The sequence below is a fragment of the Nocardia sp. PLKS1-43 genome, assembly GCF_059510335.1.
Genome location: NZ_JCAJZQ010000009.1, coordinates 160,199 through 183,206, shown reverse-complemented (window position 1 = coordinate 183,206; position 23,008 = coordinate 160,199). Strand labels below are relative to the sequence as shown.

Genomic DNA, 23,008 nt, shown 5'->3' with positions numbered 1-23,008 from the left:
GCTGCGGGCTCAGCGCGAAAGTTCGCCGAGCAGCGCTCGGAATTCCCGGCCCTGAGCCGATGCCGACCATCGCAGATGTCCCAGAAAATAGCTGCGATAAGCGATTTCGGCGTTTTCGCGATTCGGCCGGGGCAGTACCGAAAGGAAAAAGTCGATCTCGGAGAGTTCGTAATGGATGTGGACGAGCGGGAAGAGTTCGGGCAGGGCCGCACGTTCGCGTTCGGAGAGCGGGCGGACTTCGCGATAGGCATGCAGGAATGCGGCGAGCTGCCCGGTGTGGACGCGGACCGGTTCGTCTCGGCACGGTGCGAGCCAATCTATCGCGAAACGTTCGATCGCGGTGGCGATGTCGAAAACCGCCGTGGTGCGGTCGGCGAGACCGAAATCCAGTACCGCGGTGATCTCGTCGCCACGCCACAGCAGATTCGTGCCGTGCCAATCATTGTGCGTCCACAGCGGTTTCAGGCCCGTGAGATCCACCGCGCCCGGTGCGGCGACCGCGCGCAGATCCGCACGCCAATCGCGTTGGGCCAGAAACTCGGCGAGTGCGGGGCGGGAGGCGCAGTGACGTTCGACCGCGACGACCGGATCGCAGCACAGCGCGGCTTGCAGCGGTCGCAGCGGCCGGGCCGGGGCATCGTAACCCGCAGCGGCACAATGCATCCGGGCCAACATCGCGCCCGCCGCGGCGGCGTGCGCCCCCGACAGATACGGCGACCAGGAGAACGCCCCCCGATAACGATCGACTCCCGCGCCCGGAACCTGGAATTCGTAACTGGACTCCGATCCCGTGTACGACCACACCTCGGGCACCGGAATGCGTTGTGCACGAAGGTATCTCATGAACGAATGTTCCTCGGCGAGCGCATCGGCGTCACGCAGGGCCACCGGTACCCGCTTGACCACCCGCCGCGCACCGTCCGCGAAACGAACCAAGGCGGTCGTCGACAGCGGACGCGGACTGTGCCATTCGATGTCCTCGGCCTCCGCTCCGCTCCGGCGGGCCGCGGCCCCCGAAGGGCCGATTCTTCCCTCCTCCGCTCCTCCGCTTCGCTCCCCCGCTCCGTCAGTCCAGAATCGACCTGGGCCGCGGCCTTTGGGTTGGTGTTGTCGAGGGTCGGCGGAACTCGGGTGATCGCGGTGATCGGACGGATCTGTTGTCGCGATCTCGGGCTGATTCTTCCGTGAAACGGATTCCCGCAGAACAGCATTGATCTCCGCTACGGTCAGCGGCGGCCAGTCGGGTTCCGCGGTCGGGGACATTCCCATACCGAAGACCCGGTGATCGCCGCCTTCAGCCACGGGCGAACCGGCGTTCGGCCAGGGCCAGCGCACCGGTGGACAGGCCCGCGGCGACGAAGGAGAACAGCGACGCCGAGGACCACCAGCCCGGATGTACGTGCAGGAGATTCTGCGCATGCGTCCACAGCCGCGCCCACCAGCTGACCGATCCGGGATTGAGCAGCTGGTAGACGGCGAAACCGAGCAGCCAGGGCAGCAGCATGAGCGGGCGGGCCGGAGCGCGCTCGTCCAGATCCCAGCCGTGCCGACCGCGCCCGAAGAAGTAGTCCACCACCAGCACCGCGCACAGCGGAACGAATACCGAGCCGATCAGCCCCAGGAAATTCGAGAATCCGGTGAAATCGCGCACGCCCAGCGCGAGCACGGTCGCCAGCGCGCCGACCGCCCCCGCGAGGAGCCGGCGGTCCACCCGGGGCAGCAGATTCTGCAGCGACATCGCCGTGGAGTAGACGTTGGCGAAGGACTGATCCGATTCGCGCAGAACCAGAATCGCGAAGAACACCCACCCCGCCGCGACGCCCAGGAAGGTGTCGAAGATCCGGTTCGGATCGCCGCCGACCTGGATCAGCGCGACGACCCCCAGCAGATAACACCAGGTTTGAGCCACCGAATAGCCGAGCATCGCAGCGCCCGAGGCCGCGCGGGCGGACCGTGCGTGCCGGGTGTAGTCCGCCGCCAGCGGGACGAAGGACACGGCAACGGCCAACGCGGTGTCCACCCCGGGGAAGAATCCGCTCCACGATGTGCCGTGCACCGCCGGGAGCGGATTGCGCAGCAGTTGCACGGTGAAGTACAGCATCGAGATCGCCACTGCCACGGTCACATATCGCCGCAGAATATGCAGCACCCGCAGCGGCCAGATCGACATCGCGGTGCACAGCACGCCCGCGGCGATGATCACCGGCGCGTGCGCGATCCGTCCGTGGGTCAGCGCGAGAACTCCGCCCGCGATGACCGTCAACTCGAATACGCCCCACCCGATGCACTGCACGATATTGGCCACGGTCGGTAGGTAGGACAGCTTCGTTCCGAACAACCCGCGGAAATTCGCCATCGCCGGCGCACCCGTGCGCGCCCCGACCGCACCGGCCGCCACCACCATTCCGGTGCCGAGTACGGTCCCCAGAATCGTCGCCAGCATCGCGCCCAGAATCGGCAACTGCGGATGCCCGGCGGGCTGTAATACGTACACCGCTCCGGTGAACCCGATGAGGCTCACCCCGAGGTTCGCCCAGAAGGCGGTCTGGTCGGCGAAGGACAGGCTGCGCGGCGGCTCGGTCGTCAGCACCAGCGGCGCCTCATCGGTCCGGCGCCGTGGTCGGATGATCGTCATAGCCATTCCGATGCTACGGGTCCGACCCGCTCGCTCGAGCGGTGCGATCGATCGGACGGGGGTGCGGTGGGGCCGGTGGACAGCAGGTAACCTCTTACCGGATGGTTAGTGTCACGGCCTCCGTTCGTCAGCCACCCGCCACGCGCCGCATGCGTCGTGTCGCCTGGCTGGCTCCGCCGACTCTGCTCACCGTTTCGGTGCTATGGCTGGTCTTTCCGTCGTGGCCGTTGAAGCCGATCAGCCGTGGATTCATCGATCTGCAGGTGTATCGGCTCGGTGTGCAGGCCGCCATGCACGGGGTCGACATGTACGGCTCGCTGCCCAAGACCACACTCGACATCAGCCTGCCGTTCATCTACCCGCCGTTCGCGGCGATCGCACTCGGCCCGTTCGCGCTGCTGCCGTGGAATGCCGCCCAACTCAGTTTCTTCGTCGTCTCGACACTGGCGATGGCGGTCACGATCTATCTGGCCGCGCGACGCCTGTGGGGTTACGGCGGCACCGAACTGGTGTTGTGGGCGACGGCCTGCGCCGCGCCGCTGGGCATGCTGCTCGAACCGATCCATTCGACGCTGGACTTCGGCCAGGTCAATCTGATCCTGATGGTGCTCGTCGCCGCGGACTGCCTGACCGAACGCCCGAAGTGGAAGCGCGGCATCGGAGTCGGTCTCGCGGCCGCTATCAAACTCACCCCGGCCGCCTTCGTTCTCTACTTCCTGGTCCGCCGGGACTACAAGGCGGCCATCACCGCCGCCATCACCGGCGCCGCCGCCAGTGCCCTTGCTTTCGCGCTGATGCCGCGCGAATCGATGCGGTACTGGTTCGGCGGTATGGGCAACGTGTCCGGGCTCAGCGGTTCCGCGTTCCACACCAACCAGTCGATCCAGGGCGTCCTGGCACGTCTGCGGGTCCCCGAACCGGCCTTCACCTGCCTGTGGCTGGTGCTGAGCCTGGTCCTGCTGGTGCTGGTCGTCGCGGCGATGCGCCGCGCGATCGACAACCCGCCGCTGGCGATGTCGTTCAACGCCGTCTTCACCCTGCTGGTCTCTCCCATCTCCTGGTCGCACCACTGGGTATGGATCGCCCCCGCCCTGCTGGCCGCCGTCGGCGCGGCCACCAAACTCCCCCTCCGCACGGCCCTGGCCTGGTATGCCGTGGTCCTGGGCACGGCCACGATCTTCGTGATCGGTCCCCAGAACCAGCTGCCTGGCGACGACAACCGCGAATTCGCTTGGACCGCATGGCAACACGTCTACGGTGACACCTATGTGTGGTTGAGCGTGGTACTCGTCGCGTGGTATGTCCTGACCACCCCCCGCAACCCCGAACCACTCCTGCCCGCTTCGGTGCGAAACCTGCGTTCACGAGTGTCGCCCGGGGCCTGAACGGCTCGAGGAACTCGGCATCACCGCTGATACCTACCGGTCCACCGACGCACCGATGCTTCCCACATCTCGCTCGGATCTGCCGCGAGTGCGGAGTTCACCGTGGAGCCCGAGCGACGCGACCGGATAGTCGACTACCGCCAAAGCCTTGGCCGGACCGTTCGGCTACCACCCGATCACATGACGAGGCAAGCTTCCGCCCAGCCGAATGCTGCGAACACACACCGGCGTCAATGTCGATGGGGAAACCGCATTGCGAGATAATCGTTCCTGCAAGGCAATTGGAGACAGTGCCGGACATCCGGCGTCGCACGCGGGCGGCGAAGGGACCGCGCCTCCGGGGCTGTTTCCGAGGCCGAGCGAATCGAGCCGAATGCGGGGCATTCGGGGCCAGGGGCCGCCCGGCACGGGCCCGAACTTGTCACAACCCTCGGGTATGGTCCCGGTCGATCAAGAGATGAGGTTGTTATGCCAACGCCCGGCTTCCCGCCGAATACGCTTGACGACGAAGGTTTTCCGCTGTGGATCAGCGGCCTGGAGGACGAGGATCCCAACCACTGCGTGCACGTGGTCAAGGGACTCGATCCGGCCGGCGCGCTGGAGGCACTCGGCGCGAAGCCGCGCCTGTTCCGGCCGTGCGAGCTGCCGGAGCACAAGCCGGCGAGGATGTCCCTCCCACAGGCCGCGCTCGGGGAGTCCCGAGACGGTGCATCGGCCGCGCTGCTGGCGGGCCGAATCGGCGAATGGACCTTCGTCTACGACGATTTCGGCGCCACCGAGGAGGTAGCGGAACTCTCGGCCGAAGGGCGGATCGCCGCCATGAGTTACTTCTCCATCAACGCCGACGCCAGCCTGACCTACTGCGCCGACGGCGACGAACTCGTCCGGGTCGATGTGGACGACCTCGAACTCGAGACCGACCTCGCCGACATGCCGGCCGACCTGCGCGCCGCGTTCGAGGCAGCCGGAACCGTCGCATTCGACTACCTCGACCCGGGCAACGCCGACTATGCCGTCTGCATGCGCGCGATCAGTGCACTCGCAGGCATCTACACCCTCGATGACCTACGCCGAATCCCCTTGCTGGTAACGCCTTTCGGCTGAACGGCCCGATCGCGACGAAGTACACAGCAGCGCCTCGCGGCAACGGCCGGTCCCGGCGAGACGCGTCGGATCCCATACCTTCGCTCGACGAAGCGGCGCACGCGCCACCGCGATCCCGGCATCACCGCGCGCGGGTGTTCGAACTCACCATCGAAGGCATCGAACATCGCCAGTCGTGCGACTCGCCGGACCTGGTCGTATCCCCCGCGATACGGCTGACCTGGACGCCAGTTCAGATGTCGTTCGCGAGCCGGACACCCGCAGACAACCTCGCACTGGCAGCTTGGCGGCGTGCACGCTGTGGCGAAGCCGGAAACGGCGCGGGCGGTCGAGCGGTTCCACCGAGCCTGCGAGGTGGTGGTCGCGCGGCTCCCGTTCGGGCTGAATTCCCTTGTGGCGCCGACTTTTCTGGGCTTCGCGGTGATCAACAGCGGAACGTTCGGAATCGATCTGCTGCTGTTGACGCTGCTGCGGAGCGGGCTGGGGTGGCCGGTGCCGGTCGCGGTGACCGTGGCGTACGGTTGCGCGTTCGCAGTGAGCTACGTGCTGAACCGGACGCTCAACTTTCGCTCGCATTCCGCGGTGGGACCGCAGCTCGCGGTGTACATCGGAGCCGTCGTCCTGAACTATCTGGCGTTCATCCTCGGGGTTTCCGCGGCACTTTCGGCCCTCGGCGTCGAATATCATCTGGCCCGCCTGGTCGCCGGGGCCTGCGAGGCGGCGTTCATGTACTGCGCGATGCGGTGGGTGGTGTTCCGGCGCTCGGGGGAGAACCGTCCGGTGTGAACCGGCTCAGAGTTGTGCGGCCGCCTCGCGCAGTATTTCGCGCGAGCGGTCCGGGGTCTCGGCCTGGACGCTCACCCGGTCCATGACGCGGCGGTAGTTCTCCAGATCGTGCTGCCGGTCGAGGTACAGCGAGCTGGTCAGCTGCTCGGCGTAGACCACGTCGGGGAGTTCGTCCTCGGCGAAACGCAGCATCGTGAACGAACCGCTCATCGCCGCATGCCCACCCGCGGAATACAGCAGCACCTGGATGGTGACGCGCGGATTCTCCGACATCCGCAGCAGATGTTCGAGTTGCGCGCGCATCACGCTCACACCGCCGATCGGGCGATGCAACACCGACTCGTCCAGGACGGCCCACAGCGTCGGCCCGGTGTCCCGATCGAGCAGCTCCTGACGACGCCTGCGCAGCTCGACGCGGCGAGCCGCCTCGATGTTCTCGTGGCCGAGCGCGACCACCGCGCGGGCATACGCCTCGGTCTGCAACAGCCCCGGCACCAATTGCGCCTCGAACGTTCGGATCGATCGCGCCGCGTGTTCCAGGCCGAGGTAGGTCTCGAACCAGGCGGGCATCAGATCGCCGTAGCGATGCCACCAGCCGGGTTCGTTGGCCCGGCGAACCAGTTCGATGAACGGCTCGATTTCGGCGGGATCGCTCACCCCGTACAGATGCAACAGATCCCGGACGTCACGTTCCTTGAAACCCGTGCGCCCCAACTCGAGCCGGCTGATCTTGGCATGCGAACCGCGAATCCGGTCGCCGGCCTGCTCCGGGCTGACCTCGGCCGCGAGGCGCAGTTTGCGCAACTGTCCCCCGACCACGATGCGCAGCGCGGTCGGGCCGCGCTCGGCCACGCTGCTGTCCAAGCCCGAGATCCGGGAGAACTCTGCGGCCATGAATCTGCTCCGATAGTCGAAGGTCCGGCGTAGGCGAGCCAGAGATCCATGCTATCGCCGGGCAACGGAGTCGGTCGAATCTCCCAGCGCACCGCGCCGAGCGCGGCGCCGGAAAATCGAGTGACTCCGTCCGGCAGCGCTGGAATACTTTCGCGCGACCGATGAGTTGTGGGGATCAATCCCGTCCGTACTCCTGTGGCACCGAAATCGACGCCGGATCACCGGCATCGGGCCACGCATCGTTCAACGCCCGATTGTCGCCCCGGAGGTACCCGATGTCCGCCCAACTAGACGTTCGTCCAACGAAGCGGCGGACGCCGGTCGTCATCCGGCTCCTGGTGCTCGCGACCTTCGTGGTGATCCTGAACGAGACCATCATGATCAATGCGATCCCGCGCCTGATGACGGATCTGCACGTCACCGAGATCGCCGCCCAGTGGGTGTCCACGGCGTTCATGCTCGCGATGGCGGCGATCATTCCGGTGACCGGCTGGTTCCTGCAGCGGGTCAGCACCCGCCGGGCCTACGCGATCGCGATGGGCGTCTTCCTGACCGGCACCACGATCGCCGCGGTCTCCCCCTCCTTCGCGTTCCTGCTGGTCGGGCGCGTCGTCCAGGCGGGCGGCACCGCGGTGATGATGCCGCTGCTGATGACCACCCTGATGACGGTGGTCGCCGAGCACGATCGCGGCCGGGTGATGGGCAACGTCACCCTCGCCATCTCCGTGGCCCCGGCCATGGGGCCGGTCATCTCCGGCCTGGTGTTGCAGATCGCTTCCTGGCGTTGGCTTTTCGTGCTGGTGCTGCCGATCGCGGCGAGTGTCACCTGGCTGGGGATGCGGAAGCTGGAGAACATCGGGGAGACGGAGACCGGCTCGATCGACTGGATCAGCGTGGTGCTCGCCGCGCTGGGGTTCGGCGGCCTGGTGTACGGGCTGAGCCTGTTCGGACAGGGCAGCGTCGCGGAGCCGGTGCTGGTCGTCGTCGCGGGAATCGCACTGATCGGCGCGTTCGCCTGGCGGCAGACCCTGTTGCAGCGCAACGGGACTCCGCTGCTGGATCTGCGAACGCTGATGCACGGCGCGTACACCAAGGGCCTGATCCTGATGTCGGTCGCCTTCCTGGCGATGCTCGGCGCGACCATGCTGCTGCCGCTGTACCTGCAAAATATGCGGCATCTGAGCCCGCTGGAGACCGGTCTGCTGGTCATGCCCGGCGGTCTGGCGATGGGCGTGCTCGGCCCGAGCATCGGGCGGGTGTTCGACCGGTTCGGCGGACGAATCCTGGTGATTCCGGGCTCGATCGGCATCACCGTCGCGCTGGCGGGCCTGACGCAACTGTCGCTGACCACGCCGTACTGGATGCTGCTGGCCCTGCACATCCTGCTGATGCTCTCGCTGGCCGCGGCCTTCACGCCGGTGTTCACGCTGAGCCTGGGTGCGCTGCCGCAGCATCTGTACTCGCACGGCAGTTCCATGCTCGGGACCTTGCAGCAGGTCGCGGCCGCGTTCGGCACCGCGCTGGTGATCACGGTGATGTCCAGCCGCGCGACCTCGCTGATCGCGCACGGCTCGGATCCGATCTCGGCGAATCTGGACGGATTGCGCCTGGCATTCCTGGTCTCCGCCGGATTGTCCGTGCTGGTGATCGTCACCGCCCTGTTGCTGCCCAACCGTTCCGGCACTACGCCGTTGGAAGAGTTGGCCGAATCGGATTTCGCCACAACGGCACTGGTCGAGGACTGAGCCGAACCGCTGGAATTCGCCGAGGGGCGCGGGAGTACGAGCCGCGCCCCTCGGCGTCGCGTACGCCGAAATCGCTTGCGGCAGCTCAACTCGCCGAGGGCGACCGCGCGGTGAACAGGTCGCCGACGCGGTCGTGGCGCAGTACACCGACCCGGGCGATCACCGCCGCGAGACCTGCCGATGAGCATCGTCCGGGGCGATAACCCCCACCGCCGGCCGGCGCGATCGCCACCCACCTGCCCGGCGGGCCAGGACCTCATCGGCGAGGCGCCGGCCGCGTCGATGGGCGCCGCGGTACGGATCACGCGCCCTGCTGCGCCGCGATCACCGCACGTCCATGGACGCACCCGCAAGCACCGACGTATGCCGTCGCGCACACCTCTTGCTAGAACTACATTCTCCAAATAGAAGAATGCTGCTCTAAGATAGGCCGGTGTCCAGTCCAGAACTCGAGCCGGATCCGACCATTCCCGAGTTGCTTCGGCGCTGCGTGCGGGCGGTCGGGCCCGAACCGTATGTGGTGACCACGGACGAGCGGCTCAGCTACGCCGAGGCCGACGAACGTTCCGCGCGGATCGCACGTCACCTGCTGCACAAGGGGATCGGCAAGGGCGCTCGGGTCGGGCTGTTCTTCACCAACGGCCCCGAATGGGTGACGTGGTGGCTCGCGGTCGGCCGCATCGGCGCGCTGGCGGTGCCGCTGAGCACGATGTATGCCCCGGCCGAGATTCGGAAAGTGCTGCGGCTGGCTGATGTTCAGCTGCTCGTCGCGCCCGGGCGCGTACTCGCCACCGATACCGCCGACACGTTCGAGGCGGCACTGCCCGGACTGGGCTCGGCCACGGCCGGCGCACTGCAACTACCCGAGACGCCGTATCTGCGGGAGATCATCCTGACCGCAGGACCCGGCCGCGACTGGGCGACCGAGTGGAGTGACGAGCTGCCCGCGGCGCCGGCGGAGATCCTGGCCGCGGTCGAACACGAGGTGTCCCCGGCGGACCCGGCGATCATGATCCACACCTCGGGCTCCACCGCCGACCCGAAAGGTGTATTGCACACGCACGGCACCCTGGTCCGGCAGACCAGCACCTGGCCCGCGGCGATCCGGCACGTCACCGGAACGCCGGGCACGCCGAGCGTCCTGTGCGCGATGCCGATGTTCTGGATCGGCGGCGTCCTGGCCGCGACGGGGGCGTTGCACGAACCGGTCACGCTGCTGGTACTGCCCCGGCTCGATCCCGGCGCCGCACTGGATCTCATCGAACGCGAACGCGCGGTCGGGGTGATCGGCTGGCCCGCGTTCACTCAGCGGCTGCGCGAGCACCCCACCTTCGGCGAACGCGATCTGTCCAGCGCGCCCATGCTCGTGGACGGACCGCTCGATATCGCGATGTCCGGTGTGCCGGAACAGTTTCCGGTACACCGCAGCCTGACCGAGACCGCGGGCAGCTTCGCGTACACCGACATCCGGATCATCACGCCGGACGGCGCGGACGCACCCGACGGGAAAGTCGGCGAATTGCTCATCCGCGGCGCCGGCGTGATGGCCGGATACAACAAACGCGAACGCTCCGAGGTCTTCGACGCGGACGGCTGGTACCACACCGGCGATCTGGTGTACCGCATCAGCGGCGACCCTCGCCTGTTCTACGTCGGCCGCACCAGCGAACTGATCAAATCCGCGGGCGCGAACGTCTCGCCCCGCGAGGTCGAGGCCGTCGTCGAATCCTTCGACGACGTAAGGCAATGCGTAGTCCTGGGCATCGAGGACCCGGCTCGGGGCGAACAGGTCTGCGCCGTCGTCGTCCCGGCCACACCGGAGATCGACCTGGACTCGCTGCGCGTTCGCACCCGCGAACAACTGTCCGCCTACAAGGTCCCCACTCGATGGCACCTCTGCGCGAGCGATCGCATCCCGACCCTGCCCTCGGGCAAACTCGACCGGCGGCGGCTGCGCGCGCTGATCATGGAGGATGCGCTGACGTAGCCGCGCGGTCCGGACCGTACACCTGATCCGGATGAATCGTTCCGGACGAATGCCGAGGTGGCGGCGGTATCGAACCGGCCGCGCGGTAACCTCCGGTTCCACCGCACCGACGAGCCCGCTCGTTGCCGGGGATACTTCGCGTATCTGCCGTCCGGGATGCGCGCCTCGCGGCCGGAGGGATGCTCGTCCCGCCGGACTCCTCCTGCGGGACGAGCCCGTTCCCGAACTTCCTTCCACCGGAGGAACTGTTGCGGCGCAGCGCTTTTCGATACTGGATACATGAAGACCAGGCTGGGATGGATCGGTAACCGCAAGAATTCGGCGCGTCGGCGCGTCACCGTAGGGCTCGCGGCCGTGGTCACGCTGCTGCCGTCGACCGGAATCGCGCATGCCATGGCGAACGGGACCCCCGTGACCGACCCGAACGCGGCGCCGTGGGTCGCCACCATCGATCCGGTCGGCACGGGTTCGCTGTTCGACACCGCCGAATGCGGTGGAGCGCTGGTGAGTCCGGATCGTGTGGTCACCGCCGGGCACTGTGTGGCCGATATGGATCCCAGCCGGATGCGAATACACGTCAACGCCCGGGTGTTGTCGAAGGAGCCCGGCATCGTACGCGGCGTGCGGGGTGTCGCGACGGCTCCGGGTTACGAGATCCTGCCGACCCCGGTCGATCCCACCGTCAATTCCGGCAGCGCTCGCAACGACCTTGCGGTGATTCTGCTCGATCAGCCGGTCACCGGCGTGCCCGTGCTGCCGATCGCGCCGAGTCGTCCCGCGCCCGGCACCGCGGTTTCGTTCTTCGCTCACGGCAATACCGGCAAAGCGGTCGGCTTCGAGGATCCGGGCTACCGCGATGACACGCTGAATCGGGGTGATCTGACGGTCGTCTCGCAGCGCGACTGCGCGGCCGCCACACCGGCGAAGGTCGACGAGAAGTCGGTGATGTGCGCCCAGGACCGCACCTTCCACGCGGTCGGGGCCTGTTGGCGCGACAGCGGCAGTCCCGCGGTGACTTACCGTGCGGGACGGCCGGAACTGTCGGGCCTGTTCAGTTTCGGAGGCGAAACCCTCGGCAGGCCGTGCGGACCGACGATCGCGGCCTTCGCCGACGCGACCGCGTTCCAGGACTGGATCTTCGGCGGGCTCGGCCAATTCGAACCGTTCCCCGTGGCGAAGCCGGTCGTCCGCCGGACCAACGGGTCACTGCACTGCGATATGCCGCAGTGGGATCAGGTCCGCGGCCGCCGGCCGTCGAGCACATCCATCGGCTGGTCGACCATCACCTGGATGGGGACCCTGCCGGGATTGACGCCGATTGTCGGGGCGACGGCCGCGGACCTGCCGAATGCCGATGCCGCACAGCGCGAGAACGTGGTCTGCGTCGTGACGGCGAGCAACTTCGGCGGCCGCATCCAGACCTGGTCCGACCCGGTCCAGAGCGCGGGATGAGATCTGCGATTGCGGTGTGATCGGGATGCGAACGAGCGCTGGAAGGCTGGTTGTCGAAGCGAAAAAGCGCTTCCGCGAATACAATTGATGGAGAAAATCATGTCGGACTTCGATCTCGACTTCCAGGTGCGTTCGATCGGCCTGGACGGCCCGGCCAAGCAGGTCACCAGCGTCTCGCTGTGCACTCCCGGCTGTGTCACCGGCGCACTGCAGACCTGCCCCGCGCAGACGGCGACCTGCGGATGCCCGATCAGCAAGTGAGCTGACGCGTGAGGGCGGCTGCCGGATCGGTGGCCGCCCTTATCATTTCCTCCGACAACAACTCATCACCGGAACCGGGGGGAAGATGGGCGCCGCGTACCGCGCGATCCCGCGCGCGGACATCGTGCTGGGGATCATCGCGCTGCTGTGCGCGGGAGTGTCGTGGCTGCTGGTCGCCCTGACCGTGCACGGCCATCCGATCGAGTACGTCGGTCTTGCCGTGCTTGCCACCGGCGTGGCGCCGGCCGTCCTCATTCGGCGCATCCGGCCCGTTCCGGCATTCGTGGTCACCTGCGCACTGTTCGGCGGCATGGCGCTCACCGCGCAGTTGTCGCCGGTTTATCTGAGCGTGCCGCCGATCCTGATCTTCGCCCCGATCTCGTTGATGGCGGTCACCGAATACGCGCGGTCCTGGTGGTGGGGTCCGGCGGGGCTGATGGTGGGCATCGTGGAAAGTCTCGGCAGTCCCGCCATCAGGACGGAGAATTATCAGTGGTCGATGGCCTACCACATCGTGGTGCTGTCGGCCGCGTACATCTGGGGCAGCCGCCGTCGTGCCGTGCGCACCGCGCACGAGCGCGCACTCGAGGCCGCCCGGACCAGCGAACGCAGTCGCATCGCCGCCGAGTTGCACGATGTGCTCGGCCACACCCTCGCCGCGGTGCGGGCGCAGGCCAGCATGGGACTCGTGGTCGCCGAGCGCCGCGGTGAATCGACCGCCGAGGTATTGCGGACGGTCGCCGACATCTCCAAGGACGCCCTCGGCGACGTCCGGCACCTGGTCGGGCTGCTGCGCGATGGTCACGACGGGACCGCGTCCGCGGACTCCTTCACCGACCTGCGCGACACCGTCCGGCGGGCGCGTGCCGCCGGAATCACCGTCGAGGACGATCTGCCCTCCGACGAGACGCTCACGACGTGGCAGCGGGCTTGGCCCGCGGCAACGCGCCTGGCCGTTCTGCGCGTAGTCCGCGAGGCGGTCACCAACGTCATCAAACATGCCGGACCGGCGGCCACCATGCGAGTGACGGTGGCACTGGAGTCCGGAGAGTGCGTCGCGGTCATCGAGAACGTGGGCGTCGTCCCGCACAACCTGGACGCCGGTCGGGGCCTGGCGGGACTGCGCGAGCGGATGGCCTCGGTCGGCGGCACGCTGGACGTGGCCGCCACCGCGACCGGGGTCCGTTTGACGGCGCGGCTGCCGGTTGACGTCCAGGACGCCGGCCCCGTCGACACCTGGTGATACTCGATTCGAAACCGTTGACGCCCTTCACGTTCCGGCCGCCCGCCGAGTGAATGCGCGATGGGCCGCCAGCGCGCAGGCGATCGCGATCGCCATCGCGATCGGAACGGTGATGATCGCCCGAGCCGGCAGGACCGCCCACGCCCACGGAACGACGAGTCCGAGCCGCCCGGCCAGACCACTGCCGCCGACGAGCGCCCCGAACACCGTTCCCACGACGCCGACCAGCAGCCCGGCCGACCGCCCGGCTGCCGCGGTGACCGCCGCGCCCAGCATCACCAGCATCGCTCCGGTCACCGCCGCGACGAACGTGCACTGCACCGCGAGTGCGGGTCGCTGCCCCGCGACCACCGCACCCGCGCCGACCGCGACACACACCAGCGACTCGGCGGCCAGCAGGATCGCCGTCAACCGGACGACCAGCTTGCGCGGATCGTAGGGGCGGCTGGCAAGAGCCCGGAAACCGTTGCGCAGGCGAGGAATCCAGATCGCCGGCAGGACCGCACAGCCCATCGGCAGGATCAGCAGGGCGAAGAACTCGTATGCCACGCCGGGCTGATACCGCTGCTGCGCCACGATGACCGCCAGCACCGCGGCCACCACCAGCGCGCCCGCCCAGGCGCTGCGCAGAATCAGCGCCAACGCGCGAACCGGGCTGTGGTGCAGATGGTTTCGGTTGCGGCGGCGTGTCCGGGTGAACGGTCCGGGCAGGCGATACCGCACGGCTTCGGCGGTGGCGCGCACGCCGGGCGCGAGCAGCAGCACGATCAGCGTGCCGAGGACGCCGAGCACAACCGCCATCCAGCCGTGGGCTATCCGATCGCCGCCGAGGCCGACGCCGTTCGCGTGGGTACCGATGAGCGGCAGGGCCGGGCGGACGATCCACGCCGGCGGGACCAGATACCAGTTCGGCGACTCGGCGTACAGCGTGCCGAACGTGCTGAAGACCAGCCCTGCCGCAACGCATCCGGCCATACCGGCGATTTCGCCGAGCACGGTCAGCACCGCGCAGTAGCCCAGATAGGACACCCACAGGGCGAGCAGCAACCGCGCGCCGTCGAGGACGGCCGTGCCGGTGCCCGCCTGCCCCGACAGCACGCCCGCTGCACAGGTCGTGATCACCACGACGGCATGGGCGTGCAGACACCACGCCGCGGTCACCGCCCACCGGGCGGTGCGCAGCGTCGAGGGCGCCACGGCACGGAATTCGACTCCGCCCGACCGGGAACGGCGGTCGAACGCGGCCATCGCACCGGTCTGGACGGCCACGAACAGCGGTCCCACCGCGACCACCCACATGTTCAGATGGGTGAGCGAACCGGTCCAGGTCGTTGTGCCGGTGGCCATTTGCAACCCGACCGCCAGCGCGACGTAGACCACCGCGGTCAGCGGCAGCGCGAGAAGCGTTGAGTGGAGCCATATTCGAGCCTGCGACCGCAGTGCCTCGGAGAGGCCGGGAACAAGCACACCCATCGGATTCATGCCCGCACCCCGCACAGCTCGAAGTACGAATCCTCGATATTCCCGGTAGGTGCGAATTCGGCCAGGGTGCCCTGAAAGACGGTGCGCCCGGCCACGATACAACCGATGTGGTCGGCGGTCGCGGCGACCTCCGAGAGCACATGGCTGCTGAACAATACCGTGCGCCCCTGGGCGGCGATGGACCGCATCAGCTCGCGCATCTGCCGGATACCGGCGGGGTCCAGGCCGTTCTGCGGTTCGTCGAGTACCACCAGCGGCGGATCACCCAGCAATGCGATCGCGGTCGCCAGCCGCGTCTTCATGCCCGTGGAATAACCCCTTGCGCGCCGGTCCGCGACCGCGGTCAGATCCACCAGCGCCAGTGCGCGATCGATCTCCTGGTCCCCGGCGCCGATCAGGTGGGCGTGCACCCGCAGATTCCCGCGGGCCGACAAATGCCCGTAGAAGCTGGGCCCGTTCACCGACGCTCCGATACCGGCCAGTGCCTGCCGGCTCCACTCCCTGCCGAACAGCCGCAGCGTTCCCCCGTCGGGCCGTAGCAACCCGAGCAGGATGGACAGCGTCGTGGACTTTCCCGCACCGTTCGGCCCCAGGAGCCCGTACACGGTTCCTGGCGCGACGGACAGGGTCAGGTCGGCGAGCGCCTGCGTGCGACCGAACTTCTTGCTTATCCGCTGCATATCGACTATCACTCGAAAAGTGTCTGGGCACACCGGGATTCGCCGCTTCATCCGGCGGGACGAATCCGGCGTCCGGCTCCTCCCACGGGATGAGTGCTCAGCGCACCAGACCCGCCGCGTGCGCGAGCACCACCAGCGCGACCCGATCCCGGCACCCGAGTTTGGCCAGCAGATTGCGGACATGCGTCTTGACCGTCGTCTCCGCGATGCACAACCGGTCGGCGATCTCGGTGTTGGTATGCCCGGTACCGATCAAGCCGAGCACGTCGAGTTCGCGCGGACTCAGCCGGACCAGGGCCTGATGCGTGCCGGTGTCCCGGCCCGCGGGCGGCTGCTCGGCGGCGGTGTGGCCGCGCCGATACGCGTCGAACAGGTGGGTGGTGGCCGTCGGGGAGATCACCGCCCCGCCCGCGTGCACCGCGCGAATCGCGGCCAGAAGTTCCTGCGGCTCACAGTCTTTGAGCAGGAATCCGGCGGCACCCGCCGAAACCGCGTCCACCACATAGGCATCGACGTTGAACGTGGTCAGCACGATGACCCGTGGGCGCGGGCCCGCGCGGGTGATCTCCCGAGTCGCGGTGACGCCGTCCATATCCGGCATGCGGATGTCCAGCAGCAGCACGTCCACCGGTTCGGTGCGACACAGCCGCACCGCATCGCGTCCGGTCCGCCCACCGGCGAGGACCCGGAAATCCGGTTCGTCGGACAGCAGCATCTCGAATGCCGAGGCGACCAGCGGTTGATCGTCCACGACCGCGACGTTGATCGGGCTCACTACACCCCCTGTACGGCTCGTGGCGAGAGTTCCGGCCCGGTGGCCGGCGGTGCTCGCAAGAATAACGTCAGTACTGGCCGAGCGAGCCTCGTCGCCGGCTGGTGCGCAGACCCCAGCGGAGCAGCAGCGCGCCGGCGGGCACGCTCAGACATGCCCACAGGGTAAGCGGCAACGCTGCGGCCAGCACACTGCGGATACTCGCACCGCCGAGCAATGCGGCCCGCAGCAGATCCAGTGCGGTCGTGGTGGGCAGGAAGTGCGCCACCGCGCGCATCCATCCGGGCAGCGCCTCCACCGGGTAGAGGACACCGGACAGCAGCGTCATCGTCGTCACCACGAACCAGGTCACCGGATCGCCGCGCTTGGTGACCAGCACGGTTCCGCATCCGGCCATGCCGAATCCGCCGAGGGCGATCAACGTCAGGAGCAGGCTCACCACCACGCCGCCGACGTTGACATCGAGCTGGAATCCCAGCAGCACCTCGAAAAGTCCCATCATCGCGAACGACCCGATCGCGGTGGCCGCGCAGCCGGTGAGAGCGGAGAAGATCATCATCCGGGTGATTCCCGGAGGGGAATCCGCCACCGATTCCAGCGTTCCGGTCATCTGTTCCTCCTGCACGTATCGGCTGAAACCGTGCAGGGCCACCGCGACGAATCCGGTGAACACGGTGCCGGACAGGAAATACGAGACGATATTTCCACCGTATCGGGTTATCTCCGGAAAAGTGTTGCCGCGCTGCAGGAATGTCCCCATGAAGGCGAATTGCGCCAATCCGACGACGCTGGTCACGCCGCCGAGCACCATGGCCGTGCGGTAGGTGCGCCGCTCCCAGTACAACCGCAGCAGGTACACGCCGTATTGGCGAAACCAGTTGTGCCGGTTCATCTTCTGCCCGGTACCTAGCGCATCCATGGGGTATCGACCACCTGTTCCACCGCCATGCCGGTCGCTTCCACGAGACCGACCACCTCGGACATCTTCATATCGGTCGGCACCTCGATCGCGAGTTTGCGCCCATCGACCGCCGTGACGTATCTGGCCGACAGCGGGGTCGGATCGAATCGCAGCTTGCGCGATCCGACAACCGTCACGGTGCGCACCCGCTCGACGCCCCCACTGTGCGCGCATCCCAGATCCGTGATCGCGGCCGCGCCGTCGGCGAGGGTGACCACCTTGTTGACCACGCCGCGCACGTCGGCCATCTCGTGGGTGGTGAACAACGTCGTCAGACCGTGCGCGCGACGCTGTTCGACGGCGTCCACGACGACAGCGGTTCCGGCGCCGTCCAGATTGGCGAACGGCTCGTCCAGGACGATCACCGGCGGATTCCCGATCAACGCACGCGCCAGGCCCAATCGCTTGCGTTGTCCCAGCGACAGTTCCATGAACTTGGTCCGGGTATGCGGGGTCAGGCCGACCTGTTCGATCAGGTCGGCGCGTTCGCGGGCCGCACCGGCGCCGAACCGGTTTCGCAACGATTGGAAGTAGCGCAGATTCTGCTCCACGGTCAGGCGGAAATAGAAGGCACGCTCGGAATACATACTGACGCCGATCAGTTCGGCGATCTGCCGCCGATGCCGATCGGTCGCGAAACCCGCGACCCGCACAGTTCCGCAGGCGGGCAGGATATTTCCGGTGATCAGGCGCAGCAGCGTGGTCTTCCCGGAACCGTTGCGGCCCAGGACCGACACACAGTCTCCCGCCTCGAAACTCAACGACACGTCCCGCAGGACCCGGATGTCACCCGCGAAAACCACTCCGGCGTCGCGGATCTCGATCAGTGCGCTCATTCCGGCCACCGCCCGGTGAACATGCGCACCGCATGCAACGCATCCGGGGGCGCCGCCAGCGACAGCAGCGCCACGGCCGCGCCGCCGGTTCCGTCCAGCAGTCCGGGTGAATCCAGGGTCGGACAACTGGGCTGGACGTTGTCGAAGCCGAAGACTCGCTCCGGATTTCGTTGGGTGAGCAGGCCGGAGACGTTGTCGTGCACCGTTTCCGGGCCGAGCATCGCCCGCTCGAGCACCAGCTTTCCGGCCGTGCCGTGACACGGGGTGGGATTGTCCAGGCCCATGTCCTCCGGGGTCCGACCGGAGGTGTCCAGCAGGCGGGCGAGCAGGCCGGGGTGGCGGGCCGCGAGATGCCGGCTGTTGTGGAACGGCAGGGCGGCCCCGAGATTGCCGTAGCACCAGGCGTAACGCGTTCGCGCACGGGAGAATTCGCGTTCACCGTCGTGAAAGCGATGCAGCGGCACGTTCGCCGGGACGTCCAGCGCCGCCGGGGTCGTGGACACCTCGACGAGCTGATCCGCGAGGCGGTCTGTGGCCTCGACGACGAGATCACCGCCGATCCCGCGATCACATGCCTGCCCGAGGAGGTTGAGCACCCCCGCGATCCCGTGCGCGAATCCGCAGTTCAGATAACCGGCCCACAACTCGGGTCGCAGCCGTCCCTCCAATTCGCCGACCTTCTCCGGCGGAGTCCACAATCCGCCCGGCGCATCCACCAGCGACAGCGCAGCCACATCGCCGATCGCCCGCACCGCGAGTTCGGCCAGCGCCGTTTCCCTTGCGGCCGTGGTCATCACGTACGTCACGGCGCCGGCGAGCCCGACGATCACATCGTAGAAATCGGTCGCCACACCGGCGTGCGCGTCGACCCGCTGGAGTTCGCGCCGCAGCTGTGTCGCCAGCACCGCCTCCACATCGGCGATCGCACGGCCGTAGCGTTCGCCGTCGCGGGACAGCGCCCGCAGGCAGAAGGCCAGAGCGCTTGTGCCCGAGAACAATCCGACACCGGCCATCGGCGTGTCCGGGAAGCGGTCCGCGGCGGCGCGCACGTGCTCCATGGCGCTGCGATCCCAGCCACCTTCCGAATCCAATTGATCGGCGGCCGAATACACCAGGGCCAGTCCGAGGTCGCCGTGCCCGACCCCGAGCGGCTGCCACGTGATGTCGAATTCGGGGTCGAACCCGTAGGGGAACGACATCGTTCTGGCCCGCTGGGCATTCGACCGGAACAGCTCGAGCAGTTCCCAGCCCTGTTCCACCGCGAGCCGTTCGACCGGGCAGTGCGCTGTCGTCGCCGATCTATCGCCCGGCATCGTTCTTCCGTCCCTTCGTCGTGATCTCGGTGTTGATCAGCCACATCGCCGCGAACTCCTCGGCTCGCGTCAGGCCGAGCCGGTTGCACATCAGATGACTCGCGCTCTGCAGGATCGCCGGCGTCCGGACCGCGCCGGCCGGGGGCGCCGCCCAGAATTCGCGCACCGCGGATTCCATTCGGGCACTGGCGTCGTCACGGGCGACGGTTCGCCCGCGCAGTTCCTTCTTGATGCGGTGGGCCGCCCCCTCGATTTCGTCGAGATATCCGGCGACCGCGAGACCGACTGTGGCCCGCAGCATCTCCGCCTCGGGCGCGATACCGGTCAACCAGCCGGACAGAACTCCAGCGGCCCGTTCGATGCCATCGCGGATTCCGGCTCGCTCGGCCGACGGCTCGCCCATGACCGGCAGCAACGGCAGGATCACGCCGGTCTCGCGACAGAACAACCGCTCATAGCTCGGGTTGCTGCCGACACCGCCGTATCGTTCCAGTTCGCGGTGATGGATCGGCAGGCAGAATTCGCCGATCGCGCCCGAGAGCCTGGCCTCGGTCAACCACTCGAACGCGCGATCCAGCTCGGACAGCGGCCGGCGTATCCGCAGTCTGAGCTGCCCGCTGGTGTTCTCCCGGTACCTGACGAAGTACCACTGCCCATCCAGTTCGGGAACCGCGGCACGAAAGTCGGTGAGCACGCGATCGGTCAGCGTGGCGGCGAGCCGCACGGTGAGATAGGTCCACTCCCCGCCAGGGGCGAGCAGACGCAGGGCGTCGGAACGACTGTCGAATACCGGATACCGCACGGCCCGTTGCGGTTTCACCGCCTCGGTCGAACTCGCCACGGTGACGACGATCTCCGTCGCGTGCCGCCGCCCCGCGCTGTCGCGAACCACACCCAGCGCTTGCGGATCGGGAGCGTGGTGAACCCAGCGGCGCCCCTTGGCGATTTCCTCCGCCAGGAGATCGAGATGCAGCGGGTGGCGGGTGTCCAGATGCAGCCGATTGTCCATCTCGCCGACCAGGAGGTACCGGCCCACACCCGCTTCCGACAGCCAGGCGGCCACCGTATCCGATTCGGCGGCAACCGCTTCCGGGCATCGCCACCGTCGTTCGGCGATGACGACGCCGCCGTAGCGGACCTCGGGGAAATAATGCAGGGTCTCGTCCGGATCTCCCCACCCCCAGTACGGCCGGACGATTCCGTCATTTGAGATGTCCCGAAGCAACCGCACCACCTTGGCGCTGGTCTCCACCGCCACCATGTTCAGCTGCTGACAGCGCAGCGGGGTCCCGTCCGCGAGGAACAGGCGCACGCGTTCGCCCACCAGGCCGAGATGAATGTCGGCCAGGCCGAGCGTGCGCCCGGAACGCCCGGTGGGATCGGAATTCACCACCAGGGTGGCGGGGAAGAACCGTCCGGTGGCGGCGACTTCGTTGACGCCGTCGCGACTGCACGCGTAGTCGATATCGGCGACGAGGCCGGTCCCGCCGGTTCGCTCAGTCGACCACCACCGGGTTTCCCACGCCGCACACCGGCGCGCATGAACGTCCGCGGGAGCGATTCCGGGAGTGAAACGCCCCACCGCCGCCCCGCCGGGGAAATTCGCTCCGACAACGGTCGAGGTCGGGCCCGCCGAATCCCGGTGCAACCGAAGGAAGATGTCGTATCCGGAGGCGAGTTGGTCGGGCTCGGGCAGGCCGGCCAGGTCGTCGTCGGTGATGACGACCGTGTCGGCGCCGGCGCGGCGAGCCCGTTCCAGCAGGCGGCCCCGCAACTCTCGCTGGGCACGCAGCTCGGGAGTCTCGACACGCCGGGGCACACTGCCGGGGTCATCGTAGCCGCGCGGGAAGCCTATCCCGAGTTCCTCGTCCACCACCCGCATGAGCGGAACCAGGGTGAAGCCGTAGCGTTCCTGGAACTCCGCGCAGAACTCGTCCAGCGTGATGTCCCGGCCACCGAACAGCGCGGTGCGGGTGAGTACGTGCGCGGCCTTGGCGGCGTCCTGGGCGCAGGTGGGTGAAATGCCCCCTCGCGCAGTGAGTTCCACGTCCACCCGCACGTCCTGCTGAACCTCGCGCTCGGACCCGCAGGCGTTCAGCAGCGCTCGCAGGGCGGCGGTCGACTCGGTGGGCGGCGCGCTCGCGTAGCGGCCGATCGCGGCGCGGATCTCGGTCACCCGCTCGGTGTCCGGCAGCCGATCCAGCACGTCGACGTCGAAGAACGTGGCATCCGCGGTGCTGAGCAGAACTTCGGCGCCGATCAGCTGGGTGACGAGCTTTTCCACGGTCTCGCGCGGAACCTCCGGATAGCGAGCCGCGATCCGGTCCTCGACATCGCGGCGCGGGCGCGGCGTCGCGGCGAACTCACGGGCCAGAGTGACCGGCCCGGTTGCCCGCACCGACGAGACGTCGTGGGGCGAAGCACTGCCGCGCATCACCGCGACGACATAACGCCCACCGCGTTCCAGCACGGCCGGATTGGCGACGAGGCCGACCGCGGAACCGCCGCGGACGCTCTCGGCCAGTCGTCGTCCCAGCGCCCTGGACGCGAACACCAACCGGCGATGTTCGCTCGCCAGGACCGGTTCCTCATTTCCGAACGGCAGCATGGTCATACCGGCGAATGTGCCGAACGGAGTACAGCGCGAACTCAGTCGCAGCGCGTATTTGAGCAGCCCCCGGTGAATTCGCCGCCGTTTCTTGAGCGGAGTTCCCGATTCCCCGGATTCGAGCGCCCGCGCGGTTCGGTCGGCGAGTACCGGGCTTGCCAGCAGGACCGCCTCGCGCAACGTCGGGTCCGACCACAGCTCGCCGATCGCCTCGATATCACCCCATTCCGCCGGAAAATCCGGATATCGGTCCACCGCGCCGATCGAGCAGCGCAGCGCGGCGAATTCACTCAGGGATTCCGGAAGGGGCCGTTCATCAGCAGACATCGGCAATGCTCCACTCCGACAGTATTTCTCGTATGTCGTTCAACGCCTCGTCGACACCGTGACCGGCCGCCGCCACTACGCGCAAGGCGATCTCATCGATTCCGCATCGGGCGCATGCGCGCATGCGCGCGATGGTCTGTGCCGCCGAGCCGTAACGGAACGGTCCGGAATTCAGCGCGGCCGCGGCGGTTCGCGCCGCGGGCTCGGGGTCCGGCGCACCAGGCGGCAGACGCTGCCCGTTGCGACTTCCGGGCCCGACACAGTACATCATCGGCCGGCCGCTGATCACCGCCGGCGAGCGGGCCGGCAGCGCCGACCGCGCCGGGCGCTGCAATGTCGTGAGCATGACAGCGGTCCCCGGCGCGGGGCGGATGCCGCGTCCCGCCAGTTGGGCGAAGGTCGTCGCGGTGTCCACACCGTACGATTCGCCTTGCCAGAGTCGTTGCAGGACAGTAGATTCCGCCACCAGCCGGGCCGGCTGTCCGGCCTGCTCCGGGACCGCGGGCGCGTTCGGGAGGACCGGGGATACGCGCATCA

At 67.9% G+C, this 23,008-nt stretch carries 19 protein-coding genes; 8 read left to right on the top strand and 11 right to left on the bottom strand.

The features are described from left to right. Window positions 1-9 precede the first annotated feature (9 nt). Both AC5WS7_RS28300 and AC5WS7_RS28295 read right to left on the bottom strand, forming a co-directional pair. Window positions 10-1,263: a phosphotransferase enzyme family protein gene (locus AC5WS7_RS28300; protein WP_495957634.1), complete on the bottom strand. Its 1,254-nt coding sequence runs from the start codon at window positions 1,261-1,263 to the stop codon at window positions 10-12. A 31-nt stretch (window positions 1,264-1,294) separates the two neighbouring features. Beyond that, window positions 1,295-2,635, bottom strand: coding sequence for a purine-cytosine permease family protein (locus AC5WS7_RS28295; protein ID WP_495957633.1), 1,341 nt, complete (start codon window positions 2,633-2,635; stop codon window positions 1,295-1,297). Between the two features lie 101 nt (window positions 2,636-2,736). On the opposite strand from AC5WS7_RS28295, the gene AC5WS7_RS28290 reads away from it, so the two are divergent. The 3 genes from AC5WS7_RS28290 to AC5WS7_RS28280 all read left to right on the top strand — a co-directional run bounded on the left by AC5WS7_RS28290 (window position 2,737) and on the right by AC5WS7_RS28280 (window position 5,910). After that, window positions 2,737-4,020, top strand: a complete 1,284-nt coding sequence (locus AC5WS7_RS28290; RefSeq protein ID WP_495957632.1) for a glycosyltransferase 87 family protein — start codon at window positions 2,737-2,739, stop codon at window positions 4,018-4,020. Window positions 4,021-4,488: 468 nt separating this feature from the next. Then, window positions 4,489-5,124 (top strand): DUF6461 domain-containing protein, encoded by a 636-nt coding sequence (locus AC5WS7_RS28285; protein WP_495957631.1) that lies wholly within the window; start codon window positions 4,489-4,491, stop codon window positions 5,122-5,124. Window positions 5,125-5,415: 291 nt separating this feature from the next. Then, entirely contained in the window at window positions 5,416-5,910 is a 495-nt protein-coding gene (locus AC5WS7_RS28280) for a GtrA family protein (protein WP_495957630.1), read from the top strand. Window positions 5,911-5,916: 6 nt separating this feature from the next. On the opposite strand, the gene AC5WS7_RS28275 is transcribed toward AC5WS7_RS28280, so the two are convergent. Then, a complete protein-coding gene (locus tag AC5WS7_RS28275; protein ID WP_495957629.1) occupies window positions 5,917-6,804 on the bottom strand; it encodes a Sco1979 family transcriptional regulator in 888 nt (295 codons plus the stop codon). Window positions 6,805-7,079: 275 nt separating this feature from the next. Here AC5WS7_RS28275 and AC5WS7_RS28270 point away from each other — a divergent pair, with 275 nt between their 5' ends. The 5 genes from AC5WS7_RS28270 to AC5WS7_RS28250 all read left to right on the top strand — a co-directional run bounded on the left by AC5WS7_RS28270 (window position 7,080) and on the right by AC5WS7_RS28250 (window position 13,492). Next, the gene (locus AC5WS7_RS28270) at window positions 7,080-8,549 is read left to right on the top strand and encodes an MDR family MFS transporter (protein WP_495957628.1); all 1,470 of its coding nucleotides are present in this window, start codon (window positions 7,080-7,082) and stop codon (window positions 8,547-8,549) included. A gap of 433 nt (window positions 8,550-8,982) precedes the next feature. Continuing rightward, window positions 8,983-10,536: a class I adenylate-forming enzyme family protein gene (locus tag AC5WS7_RS28265; RefSeq protein WP_495957627.1), complete on the top strand. Its 1,554-nt coding sequence runs from the start codon at window positions 8,983-8,985 to the stop codon at window positions 10,534-10,536. Between the two features lie 279 nt (window positions 10,537-10,815). Further along, window positions 10,816-11,988, top strand: coding sequence for a S1 family peptidase (locus tag AC5WS7_RS28260; RefSeq protein ID WP_495957626.1), 1,173 nt, complete (start codon window positions 10,816-10,818; stop codon window positions 11,986-11,988). Window positions 11,989-12,087: 99 nt separating this feature from the next. Then, window positions 12,088-12,249, top strand: coding sequence for a gallidermin/nisin family lantibiotic (locus AC5WS7_RS28255; protein ID WP_084525506.1), 162 nt, complete (start codon window positions 12,088-12,090; stop codon window positions 12,247-12,249). 85 nt (window positions 12,250-12,334) lie between these two features. Then, window positions 12,335-13,492 carry a sensor histidine kinase gene (locus AC5WS7_RS28250; protein WP_495957625.1) on the top strand — a complete coding sequence of 386 codons (1,158 nt, stop codon included), beginning with the start codon at window positions 12,335-12,337 and terminating at the stop codon, window positions 13,490-13,492. A gap of 27 nt (window positions 13,493-13,519) precedes the next feature. Here AC5WS7_RS28250 and AC5WS7_RS28245 read toward each other — a convergent pair whose 3' ends face one another. The 8 genes from AC5WS7_RS28245 to AC5WS7_RS28210 all read right to left on the bottom strand — a co-directional run bounded on the left by AC5WS7_RS28245 (window position 13,520) and on the right by AC5WS7_RS28210 (window position 23,006). Then, window positions 13,520-14,974: an ABC-2 family transporter permease gene (locus AC5WS7_RS28245; RefSeq protein WP_495957624.1), complete on the bottom strand. Its 1,455-nt coding sequence runs from the start codon at window positions 14,972-14,974 to the stop codon at window positions 13,520-13,522. Then, window positions 14,971-15,666, bottom strand: a complete 696-nt coding sequence (locus tag AC5WS7_RS28240; RefSeq protein WP_495957623.1) for an ABC transporter ATP-binding protein — start codon at window positions 15,664-15,666, stop codon at window positions 14,971-14,973. The genes AC5WS7_RS28245 and AC5WS7_RS28240 overlap by 4 nt, the downstream gene beginning before the upstream one ends. 85 nt (window positions 15,667-15,751) lie before the next feature. After that, entirely contained in the window at window positions 15,752-16,429 is a 678-nt protein-coding gene (locus AC5WS7_RS28235; protein ID WP_495957622.1) for a response regulator, read from the bottom strand. 67 nt (window positions 16,430-16,496) lie between these two features. Continuing rightward, window positions 16,497-17,345 (bottom strand): ABC transporter permease, encoded by an 849-nt coding sequence (locus tag AC5WS7_RS28230; protein ID WP_495957621.1) that lies wholly within the window; start codon window positions 17,343-17,345, stop codon window positions 16,497-16,499. Beyond that, window positions 17,333-18,223, bottom strand: coding sequence for an ABC transporter ATP-binding protein (locus tag AC5WS7_RS28225; RefSeq protein ID WP_495957620.1), 891 nt, complete (start codon window positions 18,221-18,223; stop codon window positions 17,333-17,335). Before AC5WS7_RS28225 ends, AC5WS7_RS28230 begins: the two co-directional genes overlap by 13 nt. Beyond that, window positions 18,220-19,536 carry a lanthionine synthetase LanC family protein gene (locus AC5WS7_RS28220; RefSeq protein ID WP_495957619.1) on the bottom strand — a complete coding sequence of 439 codons (1,317 nt, stop codon included), beginning with the start codon at window positions 19,534-19,536 and terminating at the stop codon, window positions 18,220-18,222. Before AC5WS7_RS28220 ends, AC5WS7_RS28225 begins: the two co-directional genes overlap by 4 nt. Further along, on the bottom strand, window positions 19,523-22,471 hold the full coding sequence (locus AC5WS7_RS28215; RefSeq protein WP_495957618.1) for a lantibiotic dehydratase: 2,949 nt from the start codon (window positions 22,469-22,471) through the stop codon (window positions 19,523-19,525). Before AC5WS7_RS28215 ends, AC5WS7_RS28220 begins: the two co-directional genes overlap by 14 nt. Further along, complete coding sequence (locus tag AC5WS7_RS28210; protein WP_495957617.1) at window positions 22,461-23,006, bottom strand: hypothetical protein; 546 nt, start codon at window positions 23,004-23,006, stop codon at window positions 22,461-22,463. Before AC5WS7_RS28210 ends, AC5WS7_RS28215 begins: the two co-directional genes overlap by 11 nt. Window positions 23,007-23,008 lie beyond the last annotated feature (2 nt).